The 15,464-nt window shown below is 73.7% G+C and carries 12 protein-coding genes; 7 read left to right on the forward strand and 5 right to left on the reverse strand.

Going from position 1 to position 15,464, the window contains the following annotated elements; translation table 11 throughout:
* Positions 1 to 76: 76 nt before the first annotated feature.
* From ACZ7J0_RS31000 to ACZ7J0_RS31020, 5 genes are all read right to left on the reverse strand, one after another.
* Positions 77 to 1,144: a LacI family DNA-binding transcriptional regulator gene (locus ACZ7J0_RS31000; protein WP_470892939.1), complete on the reverse strand. Its 1,068-nt coding sequence runs from the start codon at positions 1,142 to 1,144 to the stop codon at positions 77 to 79.
* A gap of 67 nt (positions 1,145 to 1,211) precedes the next feature.
* Positions 1,212 to 2,198, reverse strand: coding sequence for a methylmalonyl Co-A mutase-associated GTPase MeaB (gene meaB, locus ACZ7J0_RS31005; protein WP_470892941.1), 987 nt, complete (start codon positions 2,196 to 2,198; stop codon positions 1,212 to 1,214).
* 6 nt (positions 2,199 to 2,204) lie between these two features.
* The gene (scpA, locus tag ACZ7J0_RS31010; protein ID WP_470892943.1) at positions 2,205 to 4,409 is read right to left on the reverse strand and encodes a methylmalonyl-CoA mutase; all 2,205 of its coding nucleotides are present in this window, start codon (positions 4,407 to 4,409) and stop codon (positions 2,205 to 2,207) included.
* Entirely contained in the window at positions 4,409 to 6,265 is a 1,857-nt protein-coding gene (gene mutA, locus ACZ7J0_RS31015) for a methylmalonyl-CoA mutase small subunit (RefSeq protein WP_470892945.1), read from the reverse strand. Before mutA ends, scpA begins: the two co-directional genes overlap by 1 nt.
* 332 nt (positions 6,266 to 6,597) lie before the next feature.
* Positions 6,598 to 7,407, reverse strand: a complete 810-nt coding sequence (locus ACZ7J0_RS31020) for an SDR family oxidoreductase (RefSeq protein ID WP_470892947.1) — start codon at positions 7,405 to 7,407, stop codon at positions 6,598 to 6,600.
* A 311-nt stretch (positions 7,408 to 7,718) separates the two neighbouring features.
* Here ACZ7J0_RS31020 and ACZ7J0_RS31025 point away from each other — a divergent pair, with 311 nt between their 5' ends.
* The 7 genes from ACZ7J0_RS31025 to ACZ7J0_RS31055 all read left to right on the forward strand — a co-directional run bounded on the left by ACZ7J0_RS31025 (position 7,719) and on the right by ACZ7J0_RS31055 (position 15,411).
* Positions 7,719 to 8,681, forward strand: coding sequence for an NAD-dependent epimerase/dehydratase family protein (locus tag ACZ7J0_RS31025; RefSeq protein ID WP_470892949.1), 963 nt, complete (start codon positions 7,719 to 7,721; stop codon positions 8,679 to 8,681).
* Positions 8,682 to 8,765: 84 nt separating this feature from the next.
* Positions 8,766 to 10,430 carry a carbamoyltransferase family protein gene (locus tag ACZ7J0_RS31030; RefSeq protein ID WP_470892951.1) on the forward strand — a complete coding sequence of 555 codons (1,665 nt, stop codon included), beginning with the start codon at positions 8,766 to 8,768 and terminating at the stop codon, positions 10,428 to 10,430.
* Positions 10,427 to 11,497 carry a glycosyltransferase family 2 protein gene (locus ACZ7J0_RS31035; protein WP_470892953.1) on the forward strand — a complete coding sequence of 357 codons (1,071 nt, stop codon included), beginning with the start codon at positions 10,427 to 10,429 and terminating at the stop codon, positions 11,495 to 11,497. The genes ACZ7J0_RS31030 and ACZ7J0_RS31035 overlap by 4 nt, the downstream gene beginning before the upstream one ends.
* Entirely contained in the window at positions 11,494 to 12,132 is a 639-nt protein-coding gene (locus ACZ7J0_RS31040) for a D-glycero-alpha-D-manno-heptose-1,7-bisphosphate 7-phosphatase (protein ID WP_470892955.1), read from the forward strand. The genes ACZ7J0_RS31035 and ACZ7J0_RS31040 overlap by 4 nt, the downstream gene beginning before the upstream one ends.
* Positions 12,129 to 13,208, forward strand: a complete 1,080-nt coding sequence (locus tag ACZ7J0_RS31045) for a glycosyltransferase family 9 protein (protein ID WP_470892957.1) — start codon at positions 12,129 to 12,131, stop codon at positions 13,206 to 13,208. The genes ACZ7J0_RS31040 and ACZ7J0_RS31045 overlap by 4 nt, the downstream gene beginning before the upstream one ends.
* Positions 13,205 to 14,170, forward strand: coding sequence for a glycosyltransferase (locus ACZ7J0_RS31050; protein ID WP_470892959.1), 966 nt, complete (start codon positions 13,205 to 13,207; stop codon positions 14,168 to 14,170). The genes ACZ7J0_RS31045 and ACZ7J0_RS31050 overlap by 4 nt, the downstream gene beginning before the upstream one ends.
* The gene (locus ACZ7J0_RS31055) at positions 14,167 to 15,411 is read left to right on the forward strand and encodes a glycosyltransferase (RefSeq protein ID WP_470892961.1); all 1,245 of its coding nucleotides are present in this window, start codon (positions 14,167 to 14,169) and stop codon (positions 15,409 to 15,411) included. Before ACZ7J0_RS31050 ends, ACZ7J0_RS31055 begins: the two co-directional genes overlap by 4 nt.
* Positions 15,412 to 15,464 lie beyond the last annotated feature (53 nt).

Genomic DNA, 15,464 nt, shown 5'->3' on the forward strand with positions numbered 1-15,464 from the left:
GAGGATCACCGGGCCGTCCGTCGTGCCGTAGGTCGTCCGGGGCGCCTCCCCGTCACCGCCACCCACCGCCCCGCCGTCACAGCCGGCGCAGCGACGAGGCCCTCGGTACCACGCGTGGTTCCGGGGCCACCACCATGTCGGCGGACTCGGCACCCGTGAGGCGGGCCAGGAGGAGTTCCACCGCGTCGGCGGCCGCGCGGTCCAGGCCCAGGTCGACCGCGGTCAGGGGCGGCCGGCAGGTCTTGGCGCGCAGGCCGTCGTAGCGGGTGGCCACCATGACGTCGTCGGGGATCGTACGGCCGCTGTCGGTGATCGCCCGGACGGCTCCCACCGCGAAGGCGTCCACCAGCGCGCACACGGCGTCGGTGTCCGGGTGCTGGGCGAGCAGTTCGGCGCAGACCTCGTACCCGGCCTGCTCGCCGCCCTCCTCGGGCGCCGTCCTGGCCCGTACGTCCCAGCCGTGGCGCGCGGCGAGGTCCTCGTACGCCGCCAGGGCGTCGACGGCGGAGTGCCGGCTGCCCCTGCCGACGATCAGGGCGGGACGGCGGGCCCCCTGCTCGCGCAGGTGCTCGAGCAGCAGCTCGGCGACCAGGCCGCTGCGCAGATCGACGTAGGGGGCGCCGGCGTCCGGCCGCACCTGCCTGCCGAGGGTGACGAACGGCAGTCCGCGCTCGCGGAGTTGGGCCACCGCCGCGTCGTCCGCGTCCGGTTCGACGACGATCGCGCCGTCGATGTCGACCGAGTACAGATCGGTGCCGGACCTCACCGGCGGGACCAGTACGAGAGCGAACTCGTGGACGAGGGCACGCTCGGCGGCCGCCGCGGCCACCTCCATGTAGAAGCCGAGACGGGACGGGCCGCCGGCCACCGCGAAGGGCATCGAGGAGGCCAGGGCGATCGCCTTGGCCTGCCCTCGGCGCAGCCGCTGCGCCCGGAGGTTGGGCCGGTAGCCCATGTCGGCCGCGATCTTCTTGACGCGTTCGCGGGTGCGCGGATCGACCTTGCCCAAGCCGTTCAGGGCGTGCGAGACGGTCGTCCGCGACACGGACGCGGCCTTGGCCACGTCGGCAATGGTCGGCGGCCGGGAGATGCCGGAACTCTTCGCGGGCACGGGGCCGGCGGGCACGGGGTCGGTGGCGGTCACGCGAACAGTTTCCTCCATTGGCCGCCGGGCCGACAGCGGTTCCCGGGCGGGCCCGGGCCGCCGCCGGTCAGTCCCGCGGGTCGCCGAAGGCCTCCAGGAGGGACTCGGCGGCGAGTGTGGCGGTGAGCTCCCCGTCGCGGACCCGCTGTTCCAGCTCGGGGGCGAGGGTACGGACCGACGGATGGGAGCGCAGACGCCGCAGGAGCTCGTCGTGGACCATGGCCCAGGCCCAGTCGACCTGCTGGTCGCGGCGCTTCGCGGCGAGCCGGCCGCCCGAGTCCAGGACGGTACGGTGCGCCTCCAGCCGCTCCCACACGGTGTCGAGACCGAGGGACTCCCGGGCGCTGCAGCTCAGCACCGGCGGGGTCCAGGCCGCGTCGACAGGGTGCATGAGGCGCAGCGCGCCCGCGAGTTCGCGGGCGGCGGCGCGGGCGTCCCGCTCGTGCGGACCGTCGGCCTTGTTGACGGCGATGACGTCGGCCAGTTCCAGGACGCCCTTCTTGATGCCCTGGAGCTGGTCGCCGGTGCGGGCGAGGGTGAGCAGCAGGAAGGAGTCGACCATGCCCGCGACGGTGGTCTCGGACTGGCCGACGCCGACGGTCTCCACCAGGACGACGTCGTAGCCCGCCGCCTCCATGACGACCATCGACTCGCGAGTCGCCTTGGCGACCCCGCCCAGCGTTCCCGCACTGGGCGAGGGCCGGACGAAGGCCGCCGGGTCGACGGCGAGGCGCTCCATCCGGGTCTTGTCGCCCAGGATGGAGCCGCCGGTGCGGGTCGAGGAAGGGTCGACGGCCAGCACCGCCACCCGATGGCCGAGGCCGGTCAGCATGGTGCCGAAGGCGTCGATGAAGGTCGACTTGCCGACGCCCGGCACCCCGCTGATGCCGATCCGTCGCGCGTTGCCCGTGTGCGGCAGCAGCTCGGTGAGCAGCCGCTGCGCCAGCGCGCGGTGGTCGGGGCGGGTGGACTCGACGAGGGTGATGGCCCGGGCGACGTACGCCCGCTTCCCGTCGAGCACCCCCTTCACATATGTGTCGAGGTCGATGGCCATGCGCCGCTACAGCTCGTCGTGGCCCAGCGTCGCGGCGAGCCGCGTCACCAGGTCGTGGGCCGCGTCGGGGATGACGGTGCCGGGCGGGAACACGGCCGCCGCGCCCATCTCCAGCAGGGTCGGCACGTCCTGCGGGGGGATCACCCCGCCGACGACGATCATGATGTCGTCGCGGCCCTCCTCCGCGAGCTGCTCGCGCAGCGCGGGGACGAGGGTCAGGTGGCCTGCCGCCAGGGAGGAGACACCCACGATGTGGACGTCCGCCTCGACGGCCTGCCGGGCCACCTCGGCCGGGGTCTGGAACAGCGGGCCGACGTCCACGTCGAAGCCGAGGTCGGCGAAGGCGGTGGCGATCACCTTCTGGCCGCGGTCGTGGCCGTCCTGGCCCATCTTGGCGACGAGGATGCGCGGTCGGCGGCCTTCCGCCTCCTCGAACCGTTCGACCAGCGACCGGGTGCGTTCCACGGACGGTGACTCCCCTGCCTCGGTGCGGTAGACGCCGGAGATCGTGCGGATCTGGCCGGCGTGCCGTCCGTACACCTTCTCCAGGGCGTCGGAGATCTCGCCGACGGTGGCCTTCGCGCGGGCGGCGTTCACCGCGAGCGCCAGCAGGTTGCCCTCCATACCGGTCCCCGAGCCGCGCTCGGCGGCGTGGGTCAGCGCCCGCAGCGCGTCCTGGCAGGCCGCCTCGTCGCGCTCCTCGCGCAGCCGCCGCAGCTTGGCGATCTGCTGGGCGCGTACGGAGGAGTTGTCGACCTTGAGGACGTCGATGCTCTCGTCGTTCTCGACGCGGTACTTGTTGACGCCGATCACCGGCTGGCGGCCGGAGTCGATGCGGGCCTGGGTGCGGGCGGCCGCTTCCTCGACGCGCAGCTTCGGGATGCCCGCGTCGATGGCCTTCGCCATGCCTCCCGCCGCCTCGACCTCCTGGATGTGCTGCCAGGCGCGCCGGGCCAGGTCGTACGTCAGCTTCTCCACATAGGCGCTGCCGCCCCAGGGGTCGATGACCCGGCAGGTGCCGGACTCCTGCTGGAGCAGGAGCTGGGTGTTGCGGGCGATACGCGCCGAGAAGTCGGTGGGCAGCGCGAGCGCCTCGTCGAGGGCGTTGGTGTGCAGCGACTGGGTGTGGCCCTGGGTCGCGGCCATGGCCTCGACACAGGTGCGGGTGACGTTGTTGAAGACGTCCTGTGCGGTGAGGGACCAGCCGGAGGTCTGCGAATGGGTGCGCAGGGAAAGGGACTTGGCGTTCTTCGGGTCGAACTGCTTGACCAGCCTGGCCCACAGCAGCCGGGCCGCGCGCAGCTTGGCGATCTCCATGAAGAAGTTCATGCCGATCGCCCAGAAGAAGGAGAGCCGGGGCGCGAACGCGTCCACGTCCAGGCCCGCTTCCTGTCCGGCGCGCAGATATTCCACGCCGTCGGCAAGGGTGTACGCCAGTTCCAGGTCGGCCGTCGCACCGGCCTCCTGGATGTGGTAGCCGGAGATGGAGATGGAGTTGTAGCGCGGCATCTTCTGCGAGGTGTAGGCGAAGATGTCGGAGATGATCCGCATGGAGGGCGTCGGCGGATAGATGTAGGTGTTACGGACCATGAACTCTTTGAGAATGTCGTTCTGGATGGTCCCGGCGAGCTTCTCGGGCGGCACGCCCTGCTCCTCGGCCGCCACGATGTAGAGGGCGAGGACGGGCAGCACCGCGCCGTTCATCGTCATCGACACGGTCATCCGGTCCAGCGGGATGCCGTCGAAGAGCTGACGCATGTCGTAGATGGAGTCGATGGCGACGCCCGCCATGCCGACGTCACCCGTGACGCGCGGGTGGTCGCTGTCGTAGCCGCGGTGGGTGGGCAGGTCGAAGGCGACCGACAGGCCCTTCTGCCCGGCGGCGAGGTTGCGCCGGTAGAAGGCGTTGGACTCCTCGGCGGTCGAGAAGCCGGCGTACTGGCGGATCGTCCACGGCTGGTTGACGTACATCGTCGGGTAGGGCCCGCGCAGGTACGGGGCGACGCCCGGGTACGTGGCGAGGAAGTCCAGGCCCTCCACATCACGCCCGGTGTACAGCGGCTTGACGGCGATGCCCTCGGGCGTCTCCCACAGGAGGTCGTCGGCGCTGCTGCCGGTCGACTCCTTGACGGCCGCGCGCCACTGCTCCTCGGTGGCCTCGGAGGGCGCGCCGGAGTCCAGGGGGACTTCCGAGAAATCAGGAATCTGCATCACGCCGCCACTCCCATGCGGTCCAGGACGGTGGACAGGACGCTCACGGCGTCGCAGCCCGCGAAGATGTACTCGTCGACTCCGGCGTACTCGCCCGGCCTGCCCGCCAGGAACACCCGTCGGGCGCCCGCCGACAGGAGGGCCTTGGCCACCTCTTCGGCCTGCTCCTCGTAGAGCGGGTCGCTGGAGCAGAGGCAGGCGACGCTCGCCCCGCTGCGGGCGAACGCCTCGGCGGCGGTGGCGGCGTCCACGGTGACGGGATCGTGGACCGCTTCCACGCCGCCGGCCTGGAAGAGGTTCGAGGCGAAGGAGACGCGCGCGGTGTGCGCGGAAGCGGGGCCGAGCGCGGCGAGGAAGACGCGGGGCCGGTCGCCGGTGGTGGCGAGGTGGGCGTCGGAGCGGGCGCGCAGCGCTTCGTAGTCCTCGTCGCGCCGGACCTGGGGAAGGCCGCCGCCCTTCCGCGCGGCGGCGGGGGCGGGCTCCCGGACGACGGGCTTCTCGGTGAGGTTCGGGAACTCGCTGACGCCGGTGACGGGTTCGCGGCGGCGCGCCAGTTTCCGCTTGCGCTCCTGCCAGGTGGCGGCGAGGCGGTCGCCGATCAGGCCCGAGGCCAGAGCCGCTCCCTGGCCGCCCGCGCGCTCCAGCTCCTGGAAGAACTCCCAGGCCGCGTGGGCCAGTTCGTCGGTGAGCCGCTCGACGTACCAGGACCCTCCGGCGGGGTCGGTGACCCGGCCCAGGTGCGACTCCTCCAGCAGGATCGAGGAGGTGTTGCGGGCGATCCTGAGGGCGAAGGCGTCCGGCAGGCCGAGCTCGTGGTCGAACGGGAGGACGGTCACCGCGTCGGCGCCGCCGACGCCCGCGCCCAGGCAGGCGATGGTGGTGCGGAGCATGTTCACGTAGGGGTCGCGACGGGTCATCATCACCGCCGAGGTCACCGCGTGCTGGCGCTGTGCGCCCGCGTTCCCCGCGCCGGCCCCGCATGCTTCCGCGACCCTGGCCCACAGCCGGCGCGCGGCGCGCAGCTTGGCGACGGTCAGGAACTGGTCGGCGGTCGCGGCGTAGCGGAACTCCAGCTGTCGGCAGGCGGCTTCGACCGGCAGGCCCGCCTGCGTCATCGCGCGCAGATACGCCACACCGGTCGCCAGCGAGGCGCCCAGCTCCTGCGCGGCGGAGGCGCCCGCCTCGTGGTACGGCAGCGCGTCCACGGTCAGGGCGCGCAGCCCTGGGTAGTCGTCGTGGCAGCGGCGTGCCAGCAGCACCGCGCCGGCGAGATCCCAGGCCTCGCCACCATGGCGGGCGGCGGTTCCCAGCGGGTCGGCGCCCAGGTTGCCGCGCACCGCGTCGGGGGCGATGCCGCGCTCCTCGTAGAGGCGCATCAACTCCCGTGCCGCCGCGGCGGTTTCGAATCCCGCGTCGAGGACCACGGGCGCCAGGTCCAGATACACCCCGTCGAGCGCCTTGGCCAGCCCGGACACGGGCACCCCGGCCTCGCCCACGGTCAGCCACAGCGAGGTGACACCGTTCTCGAGGTCGGCGAGCACGGCCTCGTTGGCACGTGCGGGCTCGGGGCGTCCGTGCTTCTGCCGGACGTCCCAGCCGCCCACCGGCCTGCCGCCGCGGGTGTACGGGGCGAAGCCCGGATATCCCGGGTCCGCCGCGGTGTCGCTCGCGGTGTAGAGGGGGTGGGCGACGAGCCCGTCGTCGAGCGCCGTCGCGAGCGCGTCCTCGGCAGCCTTCCCCGACACGTCTTTGCCCGATTTGCGCAGCACGCCCTCAACGAGGCGCTGCCACTGCTCATGGGTGGCATCGGGGAATTCGGCAGCGAGGGAAAGCCCGTCATCAGGCAGAACCGTCATGCTCGGATGCTAGGCCAGAGGTACGGATGAGCTGCAGTGGCTACGGCTGTGACCTTGCACTCGCCAACAGGCACCCCACATACCCCCCTTCCCGCGCCGACCGGACGACATCGCCGGGTTGGGCAGGGATGGGACGTATATGGGCCGCCCGGGCGGCCCGAGGGCGCCGGACGCGGCCGGTGGCGGGTGCGGGTGCGGGGTGGCGCTCGGGGGTCGCGCCGCGGGTCACGCTCGGGGGCGCCGCGCGGGTCAGGTTCGGCTCCGCCCCGCGGGTCGGGCTCACGGCCCGGTCGCGCTCGGGGCCCGACTCGCCCCAGGAACACGCCTCGGGGTCACGGCCGCCGCCAGCGGTCGTGGTCCATGTGGGAGCCCGCCATGGGACCCATCCGCAGCATGCCGCCGTCGACGACCCACGACGCTCCGGTGACGTACGAGGACTCCGGCCCCGCGAGGAAGCCGATCACCGCGGCGACCTCCCGCGCGTCGCCCGGCCTGCCCAGCGGCACGCCGGGGCGGGACGCGGTACGCACGTCCTCGTCCTCCTGACCGGTCATCGGGGTGGCGATCTCGCCCGGCGCGACCGCGTTGACGGTGATGCCGTACTCCGCGAGCTCCAGGGCCATCACCTGCGTCAGCTGTCCGAGTCCCCCCTTGGCGGCGCAGTACGGCGCGGCGCCGACTCGCGGTTCGTGCTCGTGGACGGAGGTGACGTTGACGATCCGCCCGCCGCCGCCCTGGGCGATCATGCGGCGCGCGGCCCGGCGGCCGCACAGCAGCGGCCCGACGAGGTCCACCTCCAGGACGTGGCGCACGGTGTCGGCGTCGAGTTCGAGGAAGGGGGTGGAGGTGCCCGTACCGGCGTTGTTGACCAGGACGTCGATGCGGCCGAGGTCGTCGGCGAGGCGGTCGACCACCTCGCCGGGGTCGCCGCCCGCGTCCAGGTCGAGCCTGGCGACCACGGCGCGCTGCCCCTGCGCGCGGACCTCCTCGGCGGTCGCCTCGGCTCCCTGCTCGTCGTGGTGCCAGGTGATGCCGACGTCCATGCCGGCGGAGGCCAGGCGGACGGCGACCGCCCGTCCGATGCCGGAGTCCGACCCGGTCACGACGGCGGCCTTCGGGCGGAAGTCGAGGGGGCTTTTCATGAACGCACCTCATGCTCGGATCGATCCTTCGTCCCCTCCCGTATGCCCGGGTCGCCCCGGCTCATGAGCATCTCCCCAGCGGCCGGCCCAGCGCGCGGAACCGGCCCACGGGCAGCCCCGTCGACGCAGGTCACGACGGTGGAAGGGCCGATCGGGACGGCGCCCGGACCCCGCTCCTCACGCTCGGTGGTTCACCGCAATGCAGTAGTTCCCGGTGCCCCGCGGCAGCGCCCGAAGGACGCTGAACGGGTCTCACCGACGCATTGCGGGGGACTTCGACACCCGCCCTGTCAGAGGTCAGAGGAGATGCAATGGACACCGCTACCCCACGTCGCTGGGAGCACGCCGTCGTGACCGGCGGTGCGGGTTTCGTCGGCTCGCACCTGTGCGCGGCGCTGCTCGACGCAGGTACGGCGGTCACCTGTGTGGACGACTTCAGCACCGGTCGGCCGGAGAACATAGCCGAGCTGATGGACCGCCCGGGGTTCATGTTCAAACGGGCCAACGTGTCCCGGCCCTTCAGCGTCGACGGTACGCCCGACCTCGTCCTGCACTTCGCCTCTCCCGCCTCCCCCGCCGACTATCTGCGGCTGCCCCTGCACACGATGGAGGCCGGAAGCCTCGGTACGAGGAACGCCCTGGAACTCGCCCACCGGACCGGTGCCCGCTTCATGCTCGCCTCCACCTCGGAGGTGTACGGAGACCCGCAGGAGCACCCGCAGAACGAGCGGTACTGGGGCAACGTGAACCCGGTGGGACCCCGCAGCGTCTACGACGAGGCCAAGCGATTCGGCGAGGCACTGACCACCGCGGAGTCCGGCTCCCACGGCACCGACACCGGCATCGTGCGGCTCTTCAACACCTACGGCCCGCGGATGCGCGGGTACGACGGCCGGGCCGTGCCCACCTTCGTCCGGCAGGCGCTGGCGAACGAGCCCCTCACCGTCACCGGCGACGGGCTGCAGACCCGGTCGCTCTGTTACGTCGACGACACCGTGCGGGGGATCCTCGCGGCCGCGGCGCACGGGATGCGGGGCCCGGTCAACATCGGCAACCCGACCGAGATCACGATGCTGGCCCTGGCCGGGTACATCATCGAACTCGCCGGCTCCGCCTCGGAGATCCGCTTCATCGAACGGCCCACGGACGACCCGGCCGTGCGCTGCCCGGACATCACCCTGGCCCGCGACAAGCTCCAGTGGGAGCCGGTCGTGACCGCCGAAGAGGGCCTGCGGCGCACCATCGCCTGGTTCCGCGCCCAGCAGGACAGCTGACCACCTCAGCCGACTCGGCCGAGCCCCCGCCGGCGCCCTGTCCGGCCGGGCCCAGTCTCCGACCGCCGAAAGGCCTGGCACAGCATGCGCATTCTCGGAATCAACGCCCTGTTCCACGACCCCGCCGCCGCTCTGGTGATCGACGGCCGGACGGTCGCCGCCGCCGAGGAGGAGCGGTTCTCCCGGCGCAAGCACGGCAAGCGTCCGCTTCCGTTCTCCGCGTGGGAACTGCCCGAACAGGCAGCCGCCTGGTGCCTCAAGCGCGCGGGCCTGTGCCCTCAGGACCTCGACGCCGTCGCCTATTCCTTCGACCCGTCCCTGGCCCGCCCCGCCGACGCCATGGGCATGGACGACCCGTGGGACCACCTCAGGCTGGCCTACGCGCGGGAGGCCCCGGGGTTCATCGCGACCGCCCTGCCGGGTCTGGACGCGGACCGCGTCCGGTTCGTACCGCACCACATGGCACACGCCGCGTCGAGCGCCTTCGCCGCCGACCGCGCCGAGAACTCCTCCGTACTGGTCATGGACGGCCGCGGCGAACGGGCCTCGCATCTCGCCGCACGGCGCATCGGCAACCGCCTGGAGCCCCTGCACGCGCAGGAGCTGCCCCACTCCCTCGGGCTGGTCTACGAGGAGCTCACCGAACATCTCGGATTCCTGCGCTCCTCCGACGAGTTCAAGGTGATGGCCCTCGCGTCGCACGGCACACCCCGGATGCTGCGGGAGCTGCGCCACCATGTGCACCCCACCGGCGACGGCGGGTTCCACGCCACCGCCGTGCCCTGGCACGAGCTGTGTCCGCCCCGCGCGCCGGACGAGCCGTGGACGCAGGACCACGCGGACGTGGCGGCGAGCGCCCAGGCCGTACTGGAGGAGACCCTGCTCGACCTGGCGCGCTGGCTGCACGGACGGACCCACGACAGCGTGCTCACCCTCGCCGGCGGCGTCGCGCTCAACTGCGTCGCCAACTCGCGGATCGCCCGCGAGGGCCCGTTCTCCCGGGTATGGGTGCAGCCCGCGGCCGGTGACGCGGGCACGGCTCTCGGTGGCGCGCTGCTGCTCGCCGCGGGCGCCGGGGAGGCGCCGGAGCCGATGGCGGGCGCCGACCTGGGCCGCGACTGGTCCGACGCGGAGCTCGGCGCCTGGCTCAAGACGGCGGGCGTCCCGTTCGAACGCCCCCCGGACATCGCCGCGACCGTGGCCCGCGCGCTGGCGGACAACGCCGTCGTGGCCTGGTTCCAGGGGCGTTCGGAGTACGGGCCCCGGGCGCTTGGGCACCGCTCGCTGCTGGCGCACCCCGGGCACGCCGGGAATCTGGAGCGGCTCAACGACGTCAAGGGGCGCGAGCAGTTCCGGCCGGTGGCGCCGATGGTGCTGGCCGACCGCGCGCCCGAGATCTTCGACGGGCCGATGCCCAGCCCGTACATGCTCTTCGTGCACGAGGTGGCGCCGGCCTGGCGGGAGCGGATCCCGGCCGTCGTGCATGTCGACGGCACCGCCCGCATTCAGACCGTGGACCCGTCGTACGAGCCGCTGGTCGCCCGGATGCTCGGTGAGTTCGAGCGGCTCACCGGTCTGCCGGTGGTCGTCAACACCAGCCTGAACACCGCCGGCCGGCCGATGGTCGACGATCCGCGCGACGCGCTCGAATGCTTCGGCTCCTCCCCCGTCGATCTGCTCGCCATCGGGCCGTTCGCCGTCCGGCGCGGCGGCGTCTTCCGCTCCGTCGAGGACGGGTGGTCACGATGAGCGGGCGCCGCTCGCAGGATCCGCCCGAGTACGCCGTGGTGATACCGACGCTCGGCAGGCCGAGTCTGAGCGCCTGCCTCGGTGCGCTGTCAGCCGCCACCGGGCCGAAGCCCGTCCGGGTGGTGCTGGTCGACGACCGGCCCGCGAGCGACGGCTCTCCGCTGCGGGTGGAGATACCGGAGTTCCTGCGACCCGTCACCACGGTGGTGCCGGGTGGCGCGCGAGGTCCCGCGGCGGCGCGCAACACGGGCCGCCGGGCGGCCGGTTCCGCTCCGTGGATCGTCTTCCTCGACGACGACGTGGTGCCCGGGCCGGCCTGGGGCGAGGAGCTGGCCCGGGACCTCGTGACCGCGTCGCACCGGACGGCCGGCGTCACCGCGCGGATCGCGGTGCCCCTTCCCGCGGACCGCCGGCCCACGGACTGGGAGCGCAACACGGCGGGGCTGGCCACCGCGCGGTGGATCACGGCCGACATGGCCTACCGGCGCGAGGCGCTGGAAGAGGTCGCCGGTTTTGACGAGCGGTTCCGGCGGGCCTTCCGGGAGGACGCCGATCTGGCCCTGCGGGTGCTGTCCTGCGGCTGGACGCTCGCGGCGGGCAGCCGCCGGACCACGCACCCGGTGCGGCCCGCCGACCGCTGGACATCCGTACGGCAGCAGGTGGGCAACGCCGACGACGTGCTGATGAACCGCCTGCACGGCCACGACTGGTGGCACCGGGCGGACGCGCCACGGGGGCGCCTGCCCGGTCACCTGCTGGTCGGCGCGGCGGGCGCGGCGGGCCTCGTCTGCGCTCTGCTCGGCAGGCGCCGCGCGGCGGGCGTGTGCGCGGCCGCGTGGCTGGCGGGCACCACGGAGTTCGCGGGCGCCCGGATCGCGCCGGGGCCCCGGACCCGGGACGAGGTCGTGACGATGGCCGTGACCAGTGTGCTCATCCCCCCGGTGGCCGTCTGGCACTGGCTGCGCGGGATGGTCGTCCACCGCCGTGCGGAACCCTGGAACCCGCCGGTGGAGCCCGCGTCACCCCGCGCGGCACGGGAGCCGGTCAGGGAGCAGGTGCCGTCATGAGGCCCCCTTCCCCGCCGGTGGACGCCGCGCCGGCCGGCGGCCCCTGGCTGTTCGACGGACCGCGGGACATCCGCCCGCGCGGGACGTCGGCCCACGGGCTCCCGGAGGCGGTTCTCTTCGACCGCGACGGCACTCTCGTCGTGGACGTTCCATACAACGGCGATCCCGGCAGGGTCGTCCCCATGCCGTCGGCGCGGGAGGCCGTCGCCGCCGTGCGGGCACGGGGGATCCCGGTGGCCGTGGTGAGCAATCAGTCGGGCGTGGCGCGCGGACTGCTGACGCGCCGCCAGGTCGATGCCGTGCGGGAGCGGGTGGACGCCCTTCTCGGACCGTTCGCGCTCTGGGCGGTGTGCCCGCACGGGCCCGACGACGGCTGCGCGTGCCGCAAGCCCGCCCCCGGGCTGGTGCTCGCCGCCTGCTCACGTCTCGGCGTGCGGCCGGACCGTACGGTCCTCGTCGGCGACATCGGCGCCGACATGGCCGCCGCCCGGGCCGCCGGGGCGCGGGGCGTGCTCGTGCCGACCCCGGTCACCCGGCCCGAGGAGATCGACGCGGCCGACGAGGTGGCCGCCGACCTGCTGGAGGCCGTCCGGCTGGTGCTGGGCGCCGGATGTCCCGCGGAGGGTGTGCGATGACCGCGCCGCGGACCCTCGTCGTGCGCCTGGACAGCGCGGGCGACGTCCTGCTGGCCGGGCCCGCCGTACGGGCCGTGGCCGCCGGCTCGTCGCACACCGCCCTGCTGTGCGGGCCGCTGGGCGCCCCGGCGGCGGAGCTCCTGCCCGGCGTGGACGAGGTGCTGGTGTACGACGCCCCGTGGGTGGGACTCGATCCCGCCCCGGTGTCGCGCCCGGAGTGCCGCACGTTCTTGGAGGCGGTGGCGCGGGGACGTTTCGACCGGGCGCTGATTCTCGTCTCGTACCACCAGAGCCCGCTCCCGGCCGCGCTGTTGGTGAAGCTCGCCGGGGTCGGCTGGACGGCGGCGGACAGTGAGGACTATCCCGGTTCGCTGCTCGATCTGCGCCACCAGCGGCTGCCCCACCGCCATGAGGTACGGGCGGCCCTGGACCTGGCGGACGCGGCCGGTTTCGCGCTGCCGCTCGGCGACAACGGTGAGCTGCGGATCCGCGAGACGCCCGACACGGCCCATCTGACCGGTCCCGAGCCGTATGTCGTCCTGCATCCGGGCGCCGCGGTGCCCGCCCGTGCCTGGAGCCCCGAGCGGGCCGCGCGGGCCGCCGCCGCCCTCAGCGCGGCCGGGTACCGGGTCGTGGTCACCGGCAGCCGCGCCGAGAAGGACCTCACGGCGGAGGTGGCCGGCCGGCACGCGCTCGACCTCGGCGGGGTGACGGGCGATCTGCGCGAGCTGGCCGGGGTGCTGTCGGCGGCGAGCGTCGCGGTCGTCGGCAACACGGGCCCCGCGCACCTGGCCGCCGCGGTGGGCACACCGGTCGTCTGCCCGTTCGCCCCGGTGGTGCCGGCCGAGCGCTGGCACCCGTACGGCGTTCCGCATGTCCTGCTCGGCGACCAGGAGGCGCTCTGCGCGGGGAGCCGTGCGCGGCGCTGTCCCGTGCGGGGCCATCCCTGTCTCGACGGGGTCGGCGACGCCGAGGTGCTGGCGGCGGTGGCCGCGCTCGGCGAACGGCCGGCGCTCGGCGCGTCTCCGGCCGGGCCCGACGCCGCAACCGCGACGGACCAAGGAGCGACCGTATGAACATCCTGCTGTGGCATGTGCACGGATCCTGGACAACGGCCTTCGTCCAGGGCCCCCACACCTATCTCGTGCCCGTGACGCCCGGCCGGGATCCGGACGGCCTGGGCCGGGCGCGTACCTTCTCCTGGCCCGAGTCCGTACGCGAGCTGACGCCCGAGGAACTCCGCGACGCGCCGGTCGACATGGTCGTCCTCCAGCGGCCCCACGAAGGGGAACTCGCCGAGCGCTGGCTCGGCGGGCGCCGCCCCGGCCGGGACGTGCCCGCCGTCTATCTGGAGCACAACGCCCCGGACGGCAACGTGCCCGACACCCGGCACCCCTTCGCCGACCGTGACGACCTGACGCTCGTGCACGTGACCCACTTCAACCGCCTGTTCTGGGACAGCGGCTCCACCCGGACCGAGGTGATCGAGCACGGCATCGTCGATCCCGGGCACCAGTACACGGGACATCTGGCCCGCGCGGCGGTGGTCGTCAACGAGCCCGCCCGGCGCGGCCGTTACACCGGCACCGACCTGCTGCCGGCGTTGTGCGAGGCAGCACCGCTGGATGTCTTCGGGATGCGCACCGAGGGCTTGGCCGAACATCTCGGGGTGCCCGCGGACCGGTGCCGTACCGCCGACCTGCCCCAGCGGGAGCTGCACGCGGCCATGGCCCAGCGCCGGCTCTATCTGCACCCGGTGCGCTGGACGTCGCTCGGCCTCTCCCTGCTGGAGGCCATGCATCTGGGCATGCCGGTCGTGGCGCTCGCCACCACCGAGGCGGTGGAGGCGGTTCCGGCCGGCACCGGAGTGCTGTCCACCCGCCCCGAGGTCCTGGCCCGCGCCGCCCGGCGCTATCTGGAAGACCCGCAGGCCGCGGCCGAGGACGGCGCGCGTGCCCGGCAGGCGGCCCTCGAACGGTACGGCCTCAAACGCTTCCTGGGCGACTGGGAGCGCGTGATGACGGAGGTGCGCTCATGACATCCCTCAGCCCACTCGACATCAGGTCCCTGTCGATCGCCCTCGTGTCGGAGCACGCGAGCCCCCTCGCCACGCTCGGCGGTGTCGACGCCGGCGGACAGAACGTCCATGTCGCCTGCCTCGCGGCCGCCCTGGCCGACCGCGGCCACCGGGTCGTCGTCTACACCCGGCGGGACGAACGGGAACTGCCGGAGCGGCGACGGCTGCGCCCGGGCGTGGAGGTCCGCCATGTGCCCGCCGGCCCTCCCGAACGCATCCCGAAGGACGATCTGCTGCCCCACATGCTCGCGTTCGGCCGCTATCTGACCCGCGACTGGCAGGCGCGGGCCCCCGATGTCGTGCACTCCCACTTCTGGATGTCCGGACTCGCGGCGCTCCAGGCCGCACGCGAGCTGCGGCTGCCGCTGCTGCACACCTACCACGCGCTCGGCACGGTCAAGCGGCGCCATCAGAAGCACGCCGACACCAGCCCGGCGGCGAGAGTGGGCTGCGAGCGTGAAGTGGGTCTCGGTTGCGACCGCGTCGTCGCCACCTGCCGTGACGAGGTCGCCGAACTCGTCCGCATGGGCATCCCGGCCGACAAGGTCGACGTCGTGCCCTGCGGGGTGGACCCCGACCAGTTCGCCCCGCACGGACCGGTCGCCGCCCGCGGTGCCCATCCGTACCGGCTGATCCATCTGGGCCGACTGGTCCGCCGCAAGGGCGCCGCCGTCTCCATAGCCGCCCTGACCCGGCTGCCGGGGGCGGAACTCGTGGTGGTCGGCGGGCCGACGGCGGACCGGATCGACCGGGACCCGGAGGTGCGCAGGCTGCGCGAGACCGCCCGGGTGGCGGGTGTCGCCGACCGTGTCCTCTTCACGGGCGGAGTGCCCAGTGCCGCCGTGCCGCCACTGCTGCGGAGCGCCGACGTGGTGCTGTGCCCCGCGGACTACGAACCGTTCGGGATCGTGCCGCTGGAGGCGATGGCCTGCGGCAAACCCGTCGTCGCCAGTGCGGTCGGCGGGCAGCTGGACACCGTCGCGGATCCCGGCACCGGACGGCTGGTGCCGCCCGGCGACCCCGAAGCCCTGGCCGCGGCCGTCGCCTCGCTGCTGGCCGACCCCGTGCTGCGGGAGACATGCGGGGAGGCGGGCCGCCGCCGCGTCCTCGCCCGCTACAGCTGGGCGAGTGTCGCGGCGGCCACCGAGGCGGTGTACCGCTCGGTGCTCAGCGACCGATACGCGGTGACAGGAGCGATCTGACCCCGGCCCCGACCCCACCTCGCGCAGTACCGATGTCCGAAGGAGGCACGGGC

The sequence above is a fragment of the Streptomyces sp. NPDC038280 genome, assembly GCF_055600045.1.